This is a genomic window from Nonomuraea sp. NPDC049684, from assembly GCF_044465345.1.
Taxonomy (GTDB): Bacteria; Actinomycetota; Actinomycetes; order Streptosporangiales; family Streptosporangiaceae; genus Nonomuraea.
On record NZ_JBITLO010000007.1, the window covers coordinates 427,761 to 441,061 of the forward strand.

Below are 13,301 nucleotides of genomic sequence, written 5' to 3' on the forward strand. Positions count from 1 at the left end.
GCGCGGGGCGCCCTCTTCCTTCCGTCAGGCCGCGGGCACGGCCCCCGGGACCGCCTCGGGGACGGGGGTCACCCGGCGGCGCACGGCCAGGCCGAACAGGGCGACCAGCAGGCCGCACGCGCCCGCCAGCGCGAAGGGGGCCGCGGGCCGCCACAGGTCGTAGAGCCAGCCGCCGACGCCGGAGATGACGAAGATGCCGATCGCGCCGCAGAGCGTCTGGACGCCGAAGCTGGAACCCCGGTAGCGGGCCGGCACCTGCTGGGCCAGCAGCGGGCCCGCCGTGGTGATGACGCCGATCTCGCCCAGCCCGACGGCCGCCGCCACCAGCATCATCCCCGGCCCGAGCGGGTCGCTGACCAGCAGCGTCGACAGGTACGCGGCCCCGGCCAGCGCCTGGGCCAGGATCACGACGTCCTGGCGCCGCATCCGGTCGCCGAGCCAGCCGAACAGCGGCGCGCCCACCACGATCACCATGTACGCGACGCCCACGATCGCGCCGCTCTTGGCCAGGGCCTCGGTGGCGGACATGCCGCGCACGGCCTTGGCGTAGTCCACGATCCACAACGACAGGAAGCTCGCCACCAGCGCCAGGTCGGCCCTGGCCACGAAGGACGCCGCGTACGACAGCGCCACGCCGGGGTCGCGGGCCAGCCGCACCCCCTCGACGACCAGCCGCGCCAGCCCGGCCCGCTCTCCGGCCCGCTCTCCGGCCCGCTCTCCGGACGGCTGCCCGGACGGCTGCCCGGCGGGCGGCTCGGCGGGCGTGGCCAGGCCGGGGGCCAGCGTGCCGCGCAGGGCCAGCGCGCCCAGCAGCACCAGCCCGGCGACCACCAGGAAGCCCACCTGGGCCGCCGTGGCCGGGGCCATGCCGCCGGCCTCCAGCATGTTCGGCAGGCGTACCAGCACCAGCACCGCGACCACCGCGCCGATGCCGCTGAACAGGCCGAGCCAGCCGTAGGCCTTGCCACGCGCCCGGTCGCGCACGTAGTCGGCGGTGATCGCGGACATGGTGACGTTCAGGGCGGCGATCCCGAGGGCGAACACGACCCGCAGCGCGACCAGGACGGCGACGTTCCCCGCGAACGGGTAGAGCGCCGCGCCGAGCGCGCACAGCAGCAGCCCCGCCACGGCGACCGGCCGCCGGCCGATCCGGTCGGCGAGCGCGCCGTACCAGGCCAGGCTCAGGATGAGCGCCGCCTCCGCGGCGACCTGGAGGTAGCCGGTCGTGCGGCCCAGGTCGTCGCCGGACAGCCCCAGCGCGTCGGTGAGCAGGTACGGCTGCGCGGCCGGCAGGAACGTGATGACCGCCGTGCCGAGGAGCCCGAGCCCCATGCACGCCCAGAGGTTGGTCCTGCTGATGCCCGTCGCGGGGTCGAGACCTAACATGGCAGAGATCATCCCAACGTTCGCCCTAGATCGTCTAGGTTTGGCACATGATGAGTGACCGAGTCCCGCCGGGCGTCAGCGCCGCGGTGCCCAACGTGGCGCGGATGTACGACTACTACCTCGGCGGGAAGGACAACTTCGCGTCCGACCGGGCCGCCGCGGAGAAGGTGCTGTCGATCATCCCCGAGATCAGGGGCGACGCCCGCAACAGCCGGGCCTTCCTGCAGCGCGCCGTGCGCCACCTGCGGCAGACGGGCGTCGACCAGTTCCTCGACATCGGCTCGGGGCTGCCGACCGCGGGCCACGTGCACGAGGTGATCGAGGGCGCGAAGATCGTCTACGTGGACAACGACTCGGTCGTGCTCACCCACTCCCGCGCCCTGCTCGGCCACTCGCCCGACGTCACCGTCCAGGAGGGCGACCTGCGGCGGCCGGAGGCCGTCATGGAGCGGGCGGCGGAGGTGCTGGACTTCTCCCGGCCGATCGCGCTGCTGGTGGTCTCGCTGCTGCACTTCGTCACCGACGCCGAGGACCCGGTCGGCGTCGTCCACCGCTACCGCGACCTGCTGCCCGCGGGCAGCCACATCGTGCTGACGCACGTCGCCCCCGACACCATGCCGAGCAAGGCCGACGACGTCAGCGCCGTCTACCGCAACGCGACCTCGCCGTTCACCGCCCGCAGGCGGTCGGTGTTCGCCTCCATGCTGGACGGCTTCGACCTGCTGGAGCCGGGCATCGTCAACACCCGCGAGTGGCGTCCCGACCCCGACACCGACCCGTCCCCGATCGACGGCGACTACCACCTGTGCGCGGTGGGCCGCAAGCGGTCCTGACCCGCGCGGCTCCCCTTCCGGGATGGCCCGTCACCTCCGGGTGGCGGGCCGTCCGTGTGTCGAGCGTCGCGTCGTTTCGAACATGTGATCTAAAACTTGTGGGCTTCTTCCGCCGGCCGTGCTTACGATCTTGGTGTTCGCCGGCCGGGCCGTCCGGCCGGCTCTACCGGACGGAGATGTCCTTGAGGCGTGCAACGATCGTGTCAGCCGCCGCGCTGAGCCTGCTGGCCCCCCTCGTCGCGGCCGGGCCCGCGCGGGCGGCCACCGTCGCGACGGTCCCGCTGGCCACCGTCGTGGACAAGGCCCGGGAGGTGGCCGGGTTCTGGCTCGCCGACGACGCCGCCAACCTGCGGGCCGCCACGCCGTACACCGTGCTGGCCACGGCGGCGGGGGGCGAACGCCTGTCCACCGGGATCGTCCCGGACGGGCCCGCGATCGCAGTCCAGCCGATCGGGGCCGAGAACCCGCCGCCCGGCGAGGAGTTCGCGACGTCCGGCAAGGTGTTCTTCATCGGGAGCGACGGCCGGCCCCACTGGTGCACCGGCACCTCCGTGCAGTCGAAGTACCGCAACCTGGTGGCCACCGCGGGCCACTGCGTGTTCGACATCGAGGCCCCGATGGGCGCGCTCGGCAAGTGGGTCTTCGTCCCGGCCTACGCCGACGGCGCCACTCCCTACGGCCTGTACGTCGGCAAGCAGGGCATCACCCACTACGACTTCGAAGACCTCCACGACTTCGACCGGGGCTACGCCTTCGCCACCGTCTACAACGGCGTCGTCCTGTCCGCCCCGGACACGCTGACCACCGTCGCCCGCCTCGGCGACAGCGTCGGCGGCCTCGGGATCGCGGCCAACCAGCCGCTCCCGCCCGCGGCCGACGTCCTCGGCCACCCCTCCGGGCTCCACCCCGACGGCACCGGCCCGTACACGGGCCAGAGCCTCGAACGCTCGAGCGGGCCGACCTTCGCGGTGAAGCCCGCCGGCCTGCGCGCGGACCGGCCCGTCGGGGTGGACTCGCCGTTCACGGCCTCGCCCGGCGCGGCGTGGGTCACCGGGTACGACGCCGGGACCCGCGCCGGCTACCTGAGCGGCCTGACGATCAGCGTCGCCGACACCGACGCCGACGGGCGGTACGACACCGGCATCTCCCCGTACTTCGACACGGGGCTGTTCCAGGTCTACCAGGACGCGGCCAACCGCTGGACCGGCTCCATCACGTACGTCTCCGGCTGAGACGAGAGGCCCGCGGGGGCGTCGCCGCCGTTCGAGGATCATGGTCAAGGAGGCGACACGTGCTGAACGAGCGGGAGCGGACGCGAGGCGGCCGGACGGCGTTACGTCCGAGGCTGGTGGCGGCCGGGTGGGACTATCTCGTGATCGCCGCCTGGCTCACGGCGCTGGCCGGCGTGTTCGTGCCGCTGAGCCGGGCCGGAGCGGGGTTCGGCGGGGTCGGCGCCCTGGGCACCGACCTGCTGATCACCGCGCTGAGCGTGCTGCCACTCGGGGCGTACCTGGTCGGGAGGGAGGCGGGGCGGCGGCAGGCCACGTGGGGCAAGCGGCGCGCGGGGCTCGTCGTGGCACTGGCCGGCGGGGGGCGGCCCGGCGCGGCTCGGATCGTGGCGCGCGCCCTGGTGAAGCTGCTCCCGTGGCAGTGCGCTCACATGGCGGTCTCCCGGCTGGTCCGCGAGCCGGAGTCGGCCGTCGCCATGCCGCTGCTGGTCGCGGCGTACACCCTGGCCGGGGCCTCGGTCGTGCTGGTGCTGACCCGCCGCGACCGGGCCGCCCTGCACGACCTCGTGACGGCCACCCGGGTGGTGCCGGCGCCCTGACGGGCCCCGAGCCGATCACACCTCCGGCAGGGAGGGATCGGGCTGCCAGGGGTTCGGCGCGGTGATGGACCAGCGTTCGTGGTCGCGCCAGGCGCCGTCGATGTAGAGGTAGTCGGGCGACAGCCCCTCGTAGCGGAAGCCCAGCCGCCGGGCCAGGGCCAGGGACGCCTTGTTCGCCGGCTGGATGTTGGCCTCCAGCCGGTGCAGCCGCAGGTCGCCGAACGCGTGCCGCAGGGCAAGGGCGAGCCCGTCGGTCATGTAGCCGCGCCCGGCGGACGGGGCGAAGGCCGCGTAGCCGAGGGAGGCCCCCTGGTAGCGGCCCCGGATGATCGAGTTGATGTTGACCGTGCCCGCGGTGGCGCCGCTCTCCCGGACGCGGATCAGGAAGCCCAGGTTGAGGCCGTCGTCGAAGCGGCGCATCCAGGTACGGAACTCCTCGGCGGTCGAGGGCAGCTGCATCCACGGCCGGTGCAGTTCGGCGCTGGCCCGGACGAGCGAGCAGAACTCGTCCTGGTCGGAGAGGGTGAGCGGGTGCAGCTCCACCCGTGACGGCATTTCGGACATGGGGCAACTGTAGGGCGTGCCGCGAGAAGCGTCGTCTCCGTCAGCTCGCCGTGGTGGTCCAGGCGCGGTGGGCCGTCTCGCGGATCTCCTCGTCGGCCGTCTGCTCCACCCGGGCCATCGCCGCGCGCAGGATGGGCGGCGTCATCAGCGAGGTGACGATCGCGACCAGCACCACCAGCGTGTACGCCTCGACGCTGAGGATGCCCAGCCGCAGGCCGACCATGGCCACCACGACCTCGATCACGCCGCGCGCGTTGAGCCCGGCGCCCAGGGCCAGCGCCTCCCAGCGGTTGAGCCGGCTCAGCCGGGCGCCGGCGTACGCGCCGACGAACTTGCCGACGATCGCGACCGCCAGCACCGCGAGCCCGGCCAGCAGCACCGGCGGACGGGTCAGCGCGGTCAGGTCCATCCGCAGCCCGGCGGTGGCGAAGAAGACGGGGGCGAAGCCGTACAGCGTCACCGTGCGCAGCGGGGCCAGCCGGGCCGGGTCCACCCGTCCCGCGCCGCCGATGAGCATGCCCATCACGAACGCGCCGAAGACCGACTCCAGGCCGAGCGCGTGCGTCCCGGCCGAGGCCAGCACGAGCAGCACGATCGCCATGCCGACCGTCGGGCCGGCCTCGGGCGAGCGGGCCGCCAGCCGCATCGCGCCGCGCACCAGCGGCCGCCCGACGGTCAGGGCCACCACGACGATGGCCAGGAGGTAGGCCAGCGAGGTGATCACGGTGCCGGTGCTGACCGCGTTGACGGCCATGGCGCTGACGATCGAGAGCATGAACCAGCCGAACGCGTCGTCGATCATCCCGGCGGTGAGCGTGAGCTGGCCGATGTTGCGGTGCAGCAGCCGCATGTCCATCAGCGTCTTGGCCAGCACGGGGATCGCGCTCACGCACATCGCCACGCCCATGAACAGCGCGAACACCGTCTCGTCGGTGCCGTCGGGCACGATCATCCGGGGCAGCAGGAACCCGGTGGCGATGCCGAGCCCGAGCGGGATGATCAGACCGCCCGCGCTGACCCCGGCCGCGGTGCCCGCCCGCCGCCGCACCAGGTTCAGGTCCATGTGGATGCCGGTCAGCCCGACCAGCAGCAGCACGCCGACCTGCCCGACGGCGTCCAGCAGGTGGAACTGGCCGGGGTCGGCGGGGAAGAGCCAGCGGTGGAGGTCCGGCGCGACGTGCGCCAGGATCGACGGCCCGAGCACGACCCCGGCGAACAGCTCGCCCACCACGGCGGGCAGCCGGAACCGGGCCGCCAGCGCCCCGAGCCCCAGGGCGAGGGCGAGCATCAAGCCGATCTGCAGCAGGAACACGAGCATGCCGTGCGCGCCGATGGGGGCGATGGGCGTCTGCATGAATACCCCTGGAAGGTCGATCCTGGTCTTGTCCGAACCTGGATATTCAGCAAAGAACGCCCGGCACGCCCGCCGCAACGGACCCGTTCACATGCGGCACTCTCCGAGAAAGCCGCCCGCGAAGATCCGCACGCACGGAGAAACCGGCGGAGCTCAGCCGGCGGCGCGCGGGCCGAGCAGCACCGGCAGGGCCCGCACCCCGTTGTCCAGCAGCGAGGTGAGCCGGGGCAGGTCGTCGAGCGGCCCGGCGGCCCGCATCTCGGGGAACGTCGCGAACAGGGCCGGCAGCGCCACCTCGGCCTGCAACCGGGCCAGCGGCGCGCCCAGGCAGAAGTGCGGCCCGTGCCCGAACGCCAGATGCGGCACGGCCGGCCTGGTCACGTCGAAGTCGGCGGCGTTCTCGCCGAACCGCTCGGGGTCGCGCCCGGCGGCGGAGAAGCAGGCCAGCACCGCCTCGCCCGCCCGCAGCCGGACGCCCTCGATCTCCAGGTCCTCCATGGCGTAGCGCATCGGGAAGTAGGCGTTGGGCGACTCCCAGCGCAGCGCCTCCTCCACCGCCGCGCTCCACGGCACGGCCCCCGAGCGCAGCAGTGCGAGCTGCTCCGGACGGCCCAGCAGGGCGCGCACCGCGTGCGCGATGAGGTTGATCGTCGTGACGTGGCCGGCGATCAGCAGCACCTGCACGGTGTCGCGCAGCTCGGCGTCGTCCAGCCGGCCCTGGGCGTGCAGCGCGATCAGCTCGCTCGTCAGGTCCTCGCCGGGCGTGCCGCGCCGCACCTCGATGATCTCGCCGACCAGCTCGAACAGCGCCCTGCGTCCCTCCGGGCTGTCCGGCGGGCTCTGGTCGAGCTGCACCACCTCGTCGGTGAGCGCGCGCAGGCGCTCGCGGTGGGAGTCGGGCACGCCCAGCATCTCGACGATGACGCGCAACGGCAGCGGGTAGGCGTACTCGGCGCGCAGGTCCACCGGCTCGCCCGGCGGCCTGGCCGCCAGGTCCTCCAGCAGGTCGCCGACGATGGAGGTGATCCACGGCTCCATCCGCTGCACCTGGCGCGCGCTGAACAGCTTGACCAGCGGGCCGCGCAGCCGCCGGTGGTCCTCGCCGTCGGCGTTGAGCATGGACGCGTCGGTGACGAGCCGCATCAGCGACGTGCCCTGAGGGGCCGCGGCGCGGGCCTCGGGGTCCCAGTACCGGATGTCGCGCGTCATCGCCGGGTGCGACAGCACCGCCTCCAGCGTCGCGTGGCTGGTGGCGGCCCAGGCCAGCACCCCCTCGACCCGTACCGGGACGAGCGGGCCGGCCCGGCGCAGCCGCTCGTCGCTGTCGTGCAGGTCGAGGGTGGCCGGGTCGAGGACGAACTCGGGTTCCATGGTCATCCTGTCTGTCTGGTGCGGTCGGGCGGTCATCGGCTCGACGTCGCCCCGCTGTAGCGGCGGGGGAGGACCATGACCGGGTTGTCGTCGAGGATCACGTCCGGCGGCCCGAAGCGTTCGGCCACCCTGCGGATCTCGGGGTCGTCGAGCAGCAGCAGCCGGCCGTCGAGGACGAGCGGCTCGTCGTCGGCGTACAGGGTGGGCCGGTCGACCTGGCAGTCGCAGTGGGCGAAGCCGGGCGCGGTGGTGACGGCCACGCCGTCGGTGAGCGCGTCGAGCCCGCAGTAGAACGCGCCGGCGTGCTTCTCCCGCTCGAACTGGCTGCCGCCCGCCACCCGGACCTTCGGGTTCAGCCCGATCAGGGCGTGCCGCAGGTAGAAGCCGCCGGGGGAGAAGCGGCGCAGCCGGTCGGCGGCCGTCCCGCCCTCGATCTTCTGCACGACGTTGCCGGCCAGGTGCACGCTCAGCGGCTCCTCGGGCACGCCGGTCACCGTGCAGTCCTCGACGACGAGCACGCCCTCGGTGTCGGCGGGCCAGAAGTTGACGCCCCCGTACGGGAAGGGCCGCCACTGGCCGGGGCCCGGCGGCTCGGCGTCCGGCATGAGGGTCAGCCCGGACAGCGTCAGGTCCGTGCCGGCCGTGGAGGTGACCCGGATCCTGCTCGTCGCGGCCAGCTTCTCCAGCGTGCGGTGCGCCAGGGCGTAGAAGACCTCGTTGGGCAGGCGGGCGCCGGTGAGCAGCGCGCCCGCCGTGGCGCTCATGTGCAGGGACGCGAACCGGACCGGCAGGGCCGCGATCTCGTCGAAGAACAGCGGCGCGGTGTGCACCTCGCCCCACCAGGTGCAGGCGATGACGACGTCGGACGCCCCGACGGCGGCCCGCTCGACGTGGTGCCCGGCGCCGCTGTCCCAGCCCCCCGGGCTGAACGGCGCCACCGACAGGATGTGCACGTCGGCGTCACGGTAGGCCGCCGCGGCCGCGATGGCCTGCACGACCACCGGGTCCACGGTGTGCTCGGCCAGCACCAGCACCCGCTCGCCCGGCGCCACCCGCAGGTAGTGCACCAGGTTGCGGGCGCCGGGCATGAGCTCGACGATCGAGTACGGCGCGGCCGTCGGCTCGGCCGCGTAGCCGACGGGCGCAGTGGCGTACGGATTCGTGGTCATCGTTGCCTCCCCCGGTGCCGGTCGTACCCGCTGCCGTGCCAACCCGCGGCAACGCCACGCCTCGATCACGGAAAGGATGCGACGTCGGCGCGGGCGGCGCGACTCCGGGCCCGGTGTCAGCGCGAGCGTCGCCGCGACCCGGCCGCCAGCTCCATCGGGTCGAAGCCGAACGTGTCCGCCGGGTCGTGGCCCAGGTACAGGTCACGGACCAGCTCGCCGGCCGCCGGGGCATTGCACAGCCCGTGGCCGGAGAAGCCGGTGGCGTACAGGAAGGCCGGCGATCCGGGCAGCCGGCCGATGAACGCCGACCGGTCGGGGCTGGCGTCCCTGGGGCCGCGCACCGCCGTCTCCAGCCCGGACAGGTCCAGGCCGGGGTAGGTGGCGGCGAGCTGGGCCCTGGCCTTGACGAACCAGGCGTCCCGGTCGGTGCCCGGGTTGCCCATGCCGATCAGGACCCGGTCGCCGCGCCGGCGGATCAGCAGCCCGCTGGCGGCGTGCAGGGTGACCGGCATGTCGGGCACCTCGGGCAGCGGGCCCGTGGTGAGCAGCTCCTGCACCGCCGGCCCGGTCAGCGGCAGGTCCACGCCCGCCGTCGAGGCGATCCAGCCCGACCAGGCCCCGGCCGCGCACACGATCGCCTGCGCGGTGAGCGTGCCGTCCGCGGTCTCGACCCGCCCGGTGGCCGGGTCGACGGCGGTGACCGGGCAGCCGGTGCGCAGCGAGGCCCCCGCCCGCGCCGCCCCCTCCGCGTACGCCTCCACGATGGCGGCCGTGTCGCTCACGAACGCCTGCGGCGACCACGCGGCCGCCAGCAGCGACGGCTCCTCGACCAGCGGGTTGAGCCGCCGGGCCTCCTCGGCGCCGATCAGCGACACGTCCACGCCCGCGGCCCGCTGCGCCGGCAGCTCGTCCTCGAACCTGTTCACCTGCTCCCGTTCGGTGAACAGCACGAGGTAGCCCACCTGCCGCATCGGCAGGTCGGCGCCGGGCCAGCGTGGGAACGACCGGTAGGCCGACAGGCTGCGCACCGCCATCGCGGAGCTGACCGGGTCGCCGGAGAAGTAGGAGCGCAGCACGTCCGCGGTGGCCCGCGAGGCGCCGGAGGCCAGGTCGTCGCGTTCCAGGACGACGGTCTCGACCCCTGCCTCGGCCAGGTGGGCCGCGATCGACAGGCCGATCACGCCGCCGCCGATGACCACCACCTCGGCCCGGTCGGCCTGGCTCATGCCGGGGCCACCGTCCCGCTCTCGAAGGGCGCCAGCATCGAGCCGGAGATCGGGGCCACCGAGCCGTCCGCGCGCAGGTGCTCGTCGACCTGCCACGGGAAGAGCTGGAGGTTCCAGGCGCCCAGGCAGTTGACGTACAGAGCCATGTGGCTCATGAGCGCGACGAAGTCCTCGCGGTCCTGGAGCTGGTCGGCGACCTCCAGCGCGCGCTCGGTGAACTGGTGCAGCTTGTTCAGCCCGCAGTAGCCCAGGAACTCGGCCGGGGTGGCGGCCATGATGCGCGCCATCTGCTGCAGGAACTCCAGCGGGAGCTGCTGCTGCTGGGCGGCCCTGACCAGGCCGGAGTAGCAGCAGTAGCCGAGCGGGCGGGTCTCGCCGTTGACGAACAGCATGGTGGTCAGCGTGGTGCCGAAGCTGCCCGCGCCCGAGGCGATCCGGCCCTCGTGCAGGTCGACCAGCTCCTGGGGCGGGTCGAGCCAGATGCGCTCGATCTCGTCGTGCAGCTCGGCGAGGAGCTGCTCGGCCTCGGCGTGCCGGGCCGTCGGGCGCCGCAGCTGGTGGCCGCCGCTGTCGCCGGCCCTGCGCACCTCGACGATCACGGGCTCGCCGCCGGAGTACACCGACTGCCACACCGCCTGCCCGGCCTCGGCGAGCGCGTCGAGGTCCTCCTCGCGGACGGTGCCGATGGGAGTGGCGGGCATGGGCTCGCTCAGCGGGCCGTACTTGATGCCGAGGTGCTGGAGGCGGGAGCAGAACACCGATCCGTCGGGCGCGATCCGCCGGTCGATCTTGTGGACGCCCGGGACGTGCAGCAACTCGGGCATCGGGGCCAGGTGGTAGAGGTGGTGCCCCGCCACGAGGGCGTGGCCTTGCAGGCTGCGGTAGGGCAGGGTCTGCCACAACGCGTCGGCGAGGTCGCGGTTGCGTCCGTCGAGGTCTGCTGTGACCGATACGCCGATGGTGGGCCAGAGAATTTCGATCTGCCGCTCAGTGGCCGATTTGTTCATAACGCGGACAGTAACACAGTCGTTACGAAGCGTAAGGAAGGGGGGCGGACGGCGGCCGCAAGGGGAATTGTCCGGAAAAGGGGCGCCGTGGGCGGTCGTCGCGCGCGCCGGCGGAGGGGGTTTGGCGCCCCGGTCGTTGCCGACCGGGGCGATGCCCACATTAGGGCGTTTTGTCTGTTTTGTATAGGTTCCTTTACGCACACGTGCGGGCCGCGTCTGGGCGCGGCCCGCACGGTGATCGGCTTCACCCGCCGTCAGCGGCCGATCAGAAGACGTTCACGCCGTAGGCGCTCAGCGCCTCGGTGACCGGCTGGAAGAAGGTCGTCCCGCCGCTGGAGCAGTTGCCGCTGCCGCCGGAGGTCAGGCCGAGCGCGACGCCGCCGGAGAACAGCGCGCCGCCGCTGTCGCCGCCCTCGGCGCAGACATTGGTCTTGATCATCTGGCGTACGGTGCCCTCGGCGTAGTTCACGGTGGCGTTGAGCGCCGTCACCGAGCCGCTGTGCACGTGCGTCGTGCTGCCGCTGCGCTGCACGGACTGGCCGACGTAGGCGTTGCCCGCGCTGGTGATGTCCCGCGAGCCGCTGTAGAGGTCCACGCCGCCCGGGTGGGCGATGCTGGTGTTGGTGTACTTGACGATCGCGTAGTCGTTGCCCGGGAAGCTGGAGCCCGTCGTGTTGCCCAGGGTCGTGGTCTTCGCGGAGTTGGCGTACCACGTGGAGGCGATGTTGCCGCAGTGGCCGGCGGTCAGGAAGTAGTAGGTCGAACCGCTGACCACGTTGAAGCCCAGCGAGCAGCGGTACTGGCCGCCGTAGATGGCGTCGCCGCCCTGGATGAAGAGGCTGAACCTGCCGGGCTCGTTCTCGACGCGCACCGCGGGCGTGGCCGCCTCGGCGCTCTGGCCCTGCGCGGCGGCCGCCTGGGTGTTGGCCTGCTGGACCGCGATCTGGACCTTGGTGCGCGCGCTGCTCGCGACGGTGCTGTCCACCCAGACGACGACCTGGTTGGAGGCCGGGTCGACAGCCCACGCGGTGCCGGGGACGGCGGCCGTGCGGTCGAGGAAGGACATGATGGCCTCAAGCGCGGGGCCGCTGCGGGACACGACGCGCGGCACGGCGCCCGAGGCGGTGATGGCCTCGGCGTCGGCCGGATCGGTGGTGGTGACCACCATCTTGCCCTGTGCCTGGTCGAAGTAGGAGCCGGCGGTGCGGGCGCCGAGCTGCCCCTCCAGCCTGGCCGCGGCGGCGGCCGGGTCGGCGGCGGGCTGGGCCGGCGCGGGCGACGCCTGGGCGGGTACGCCCGTGACCGCGCCGGTGAGGAGCCCGGCGGTGGCGACGATCAGTGCGGCGCGCCGGATCCGTAAGCCATGGATGCTCACTGGAGCCTCCTGAGGGTGGGGTGACTTGCCCGCAAATATGAACAAAATCCCCAGGGAGGGCAAGGGGCTGTCATACTGATTTTTTGACCGGGAGTAATAGATCAAGGAAGGGGCGTCGTCCCCTCAGGCGCGCCCCTTACCTGGCCTTATGTTCCGGCGAATGAGATCGCATCGGCCCGAGCAGGACTCATGAAAAGTTCGACCCGGCATTTTCGGCGATGTCAAGAAAGTTGTTTGTGCCGTGCAGGAACGTCGCGGCGAACATGTCCCGGCCCAGCACGATGACGGCGGACGCGGTGATCCTCTCCACGTCGCCGCGTTCGGCGGCCGGCGGCGGGGCGCCCACGCTGCCGCGCGACCCGTCGGCCGCGCCCAGCAGCAGCGCGGCCCGTGCCGCCGCCCCGGCCGGCCCCTCCAGGGAGAGCGCCAGGGTCCGGGGCTCACCGGCCGAGCGGGCGATCTCCAGGCCGCGCCGGTGGCGGGCGGCGGCCGACGCGTGATCGCCGCGCAGCTCGGCCACGAACCCCAGCTCGGCGTGGACCAGGTGCGCGCCCCGCCGGTGAGGAGGGATGGACGTCGCGCAGGCGGGCCAGGAAGGACTCGGCGGCGTCGAGAGCCCCGGACCGCCGGGCGCCCAGGGCCAGGCCCATCACCGCGTGCACCTCGCCGTAGAGGCGGCCCTGCCGCGCGGCCAGGTCCCGCGCGCGCTCGTGCAGGTCGCGGGCGCGGTGCGCGCAGGGCGAGCGTGGCGGCGGCGGTCCGCCGGTCGCCGGAGGCGGCGGCGACGTCGAGCGCGCCCGTGCCGGGGTCGCCGGCGCTGAACAGGACGTAGGCGTACAGCCAGGCCAGCCGCCCCGGCACGACCGCGCCACCCGGCGCGAGGCGGAACGGCTGCTCGACGCGGGCGCCGACCTGGTGTCGCTCGGACAGGCCTTCCTGGCCAACCCCGACCTGCCCGAGAGGCTGGCCGCCGGGGCCCCGCTCAACCCCGTCCGCGTCGAGCACTGGTACGGCGGCGATCACGCCGGCTACACCGGCTACCCGACCCTGCGCCGGCCGGCGCTGACCTGAGACCGCCTTCTCGCACCGTCGGGGGGGGGGGGGGGGGCCCCCCCCCCCCCCCCCCCCCCCAAAAAAAACCCCCCCCCCCCCCCGACACCCAAAAACACAACAACAACCCGGTAAAAA

13 protein-coding genes are annotated in these 13,301 nt (G+C 73.4%); 4 read left to right on the plus strand and 9 right to left on the minus strand.

What is annotated here, in order from left to right; translation table 11 throughout:
* Positions 1-24: 24 nt before the first annotated feature.
* Positions 25-1,386: an MFS transporter gene (locus tag ACIBST_RS24575; RefSeq protein ID WP_397174844.1), complete on the minus strand. Its 1,362-nt coding sequence runs from the start codon at positions 1,384-1,386 to the stop codon at positions 25-27.
* 47 nt (positions 1,387-1,433) lie between these two features.
* On the opposite strand from ACIBST_RS24575, the gene ACIBST_RS24580 reads away from it, so the two are divergent.
* From ACIBST_RS24580 to ACIBST_RS24590, 3 genes are all read left to right on the plus strand, one after another.
* Positions 1,434-2,219, plus strand: coding sequence for an SAM-dependent methyltransferase (locus ACIBST_RS24580; RefSeq protein ID WP_397174846.1), 786 nt, complete (start codon positions 1,434-1,436; stop codon positions 2,217-2,219).
* A gap of 182 nt (positions 2,220-2,401) precedes the next feature.
* Positions 2,402-3,451 carry a trypsin-like serine peptidase gene (locus tag ACIBST_RS24585; RefSeq protein WP_397174847.1) on the plus strand — a complete coding sequence of 350 codons (1,050 nt, stop codon included), beginning with the start codon at positions 2,402-2,404 and terminating at the stop codon, positions 3,449-3,451.
* 59 nt (positions 3,452-3,510) lie between these two features.
* Positions 3,511-4,047 (plus strand): RDD family protein, encoded by a 537-nt coding sequence (locus ACIBST_RS24590; RefSeq protein ID WP_397174849.1) that lies wholly within the window; start codon positions 3,511-3,513, stop codon positions 4,045-4,047.
* Positions 4,048-4,062: 15 nt separating this feature from the next.
* Here ACIBST_RS24590 and ACIBST_RS24595 read toward each other — a convergent pair whose 3' ends face one another.
* From ACIBST_RS24595 to ACIBST_RS24630, 8 genes are all read right to left on the minus strand, one after another.
* On the minus strand, positions 4,063-4,611 hold the full coding sequence (locus ACIBST_RS24595; protein WP_397174850.1) for a GNAT family N-acetyltransferase: 549 nt from the start codon (positions 4,609-4,611) through the stop codon (positions 4,063-4,065).
* Positions 4,612-4,651: 40 nt separating this feature from the next.
* Positions 4,652-5,965 (minus strand): cation:proton antiporter, encoded by a 1,314-nt coding sequence (locus ACIBST_RS24600; protein WP_397174852.1) that lies wholly within the window; start codon positions 5,963-5,965, stop codon positions 4,652-4,654.
* Positions 5,966-6,118: 153 nt separating this feature from the next.
* Complete coding sequence (locus ACIBST_RS24605) at positions 6,119-7,336, minus strand: cytochrome P450 (RefSeq protein WP_397174853.1); 1,218 nt, start codon at positions 7,334-7,336, stop codon at positions 6,119-6,121.
* A 32-nt stretch (positions 7,337-7,368) separates the two neighbouring features.
* Positions 7,369-8,505, minus strand: coding sequence for a hypothetical protein (locus ACIBST_RS24610; RefSeq protein WP_397174855.1), 1,137 nt, complete (start codon positions 8,503-8,505; stop codon positions 7,369-7,371).
* A 116-nt stretch (positions 8,506-8,621) separates the two neighbouring features.
* The gene (locus ACIBST_RS24615) at positions 8,622-9,731 is read right to left on the minus strand and encodes an NAD(P)/FAD-dependent oxidoreductase (RefSeq protein ID WP_397174857.1); all 1,110 of its coding nucleotides are present in this window, start codon (positions 9,729-9,731) and stop codon (positions 8,622-8,624) included.
* The gene (locus ACIBST_RS24620; protein WP_397174858.1) at positions 9,728-10,738 is read right to left on the minus strand and encodes a hypothetical protein; all 1,011 of its coding nucleotides are present in this window, start codon (positions 10,736-10,738) and stop codon (positions 9,728-9,730) included. Before ACIBST_RS24620 ends, ACIBST_RS24615 begins: the two co-directional genes overlap by 4 nt.
* A gap of 265 nt (positions 10,739-11,003) precedes the next feature.
* Positions 11,004-12,113: a S1 family peptidase gene (locus ACIBST_RS24625; protein WP_352330681.1), complete on the minus strand. Its 1,110-nt coding sequence runs from the start codon at positions 12,111-12,113 to the stop codon at positions 11,004-11,006.
* Positions 12,114-12,300: 187 nt separating this feature from the next.
* Positions 12,301-12,633, minus strand: a complete 333-nt coding sequence (locus ACIBST_RS24630; protein WP_397174859.1) for a hypothetical protein — start codon at positions 12,631-12,633, stop codon at positions 12,301-12,303.
* A gap of 395 nt (positions 12,634-13,028) precedes the next feature.
* On the opposite strand from ACIBST_RS24630, the gene ACIBST_RS24635 reads away from it, so the two are divergent.
* A complete protein-coding gene (locus tag ACIBST_RS24635; protein WP_397174860.1) occupies positions 13,029-13,184 on the plus strand; it encodes a hypothetical protein in 156 nt (51 codons plus the stop codon).
* Positions 13,185-13,301: the final 117 nt, after the last annotated feature.

Excerpts from the sequence above, each read along its gene's own strand:
- ACIBST_RS24575 (WP_397174844.1), bottom strand. The coding sequence starts at position 1,386 with ATGTTAGGTCTCGACCCCGCGACGGGCATCAGCAGGACCAACCTCTGG.
- ACIBST_RS24580 (WP_397174846.1), top strand. The coding sequence starts at position 1,434 with ATGATGAGTGACCGAGTCCCGCCGGGCGTCAGCGCCGCGGTGCCCAAC.
- ACIBST_RS24595 (WP_397174850.1), bottom strand. The coding sequence starts at position 4,611 with ATGTCCGAAATGCCGTCACGGGTGGAGCTGCACCCGCTCACCCTCTCC.
- ACIBST_RS24600 (WP_397174852.1), bottom strand. The coding sequence starts at position 5,965 with ATGCAGACGCCCATCGCCCCCATCGGCGCGCACGGCATGCTCGTGTTC.
- ACIBST_RS24605 (WP_397174853.1), bottom strand. The coding sequence starts at position 7,336 with ATGGAACCCGAGTTCGTCCTCGACCCGGCCACCCTCGACCTGCACGAC.
- ACIBST_RS24610 (WP_397174855.1), bottom strand. The coding sequence starts at position 8,505 with ATGACCACGAATCCGTACGCCACTGCGCCCGTCGGCTACGCGGCCGAG.
- ACIBST_RS24615 (WP_397174857.1), bottom strand. The coding sequence starts at position 9,731 with ATGAGCCAGGCCGACCGGGCCGAGGTGGTGGTCATCGGCGGCGGCGTG.
- ACIBST_RS24620 (WP_397174858.1), bottom strand. The coding sequence starts at position 10,738 with ATGAACAAATCGGCCACTGAGCGGCAGATCGAAATTCTCTGGCCCACC.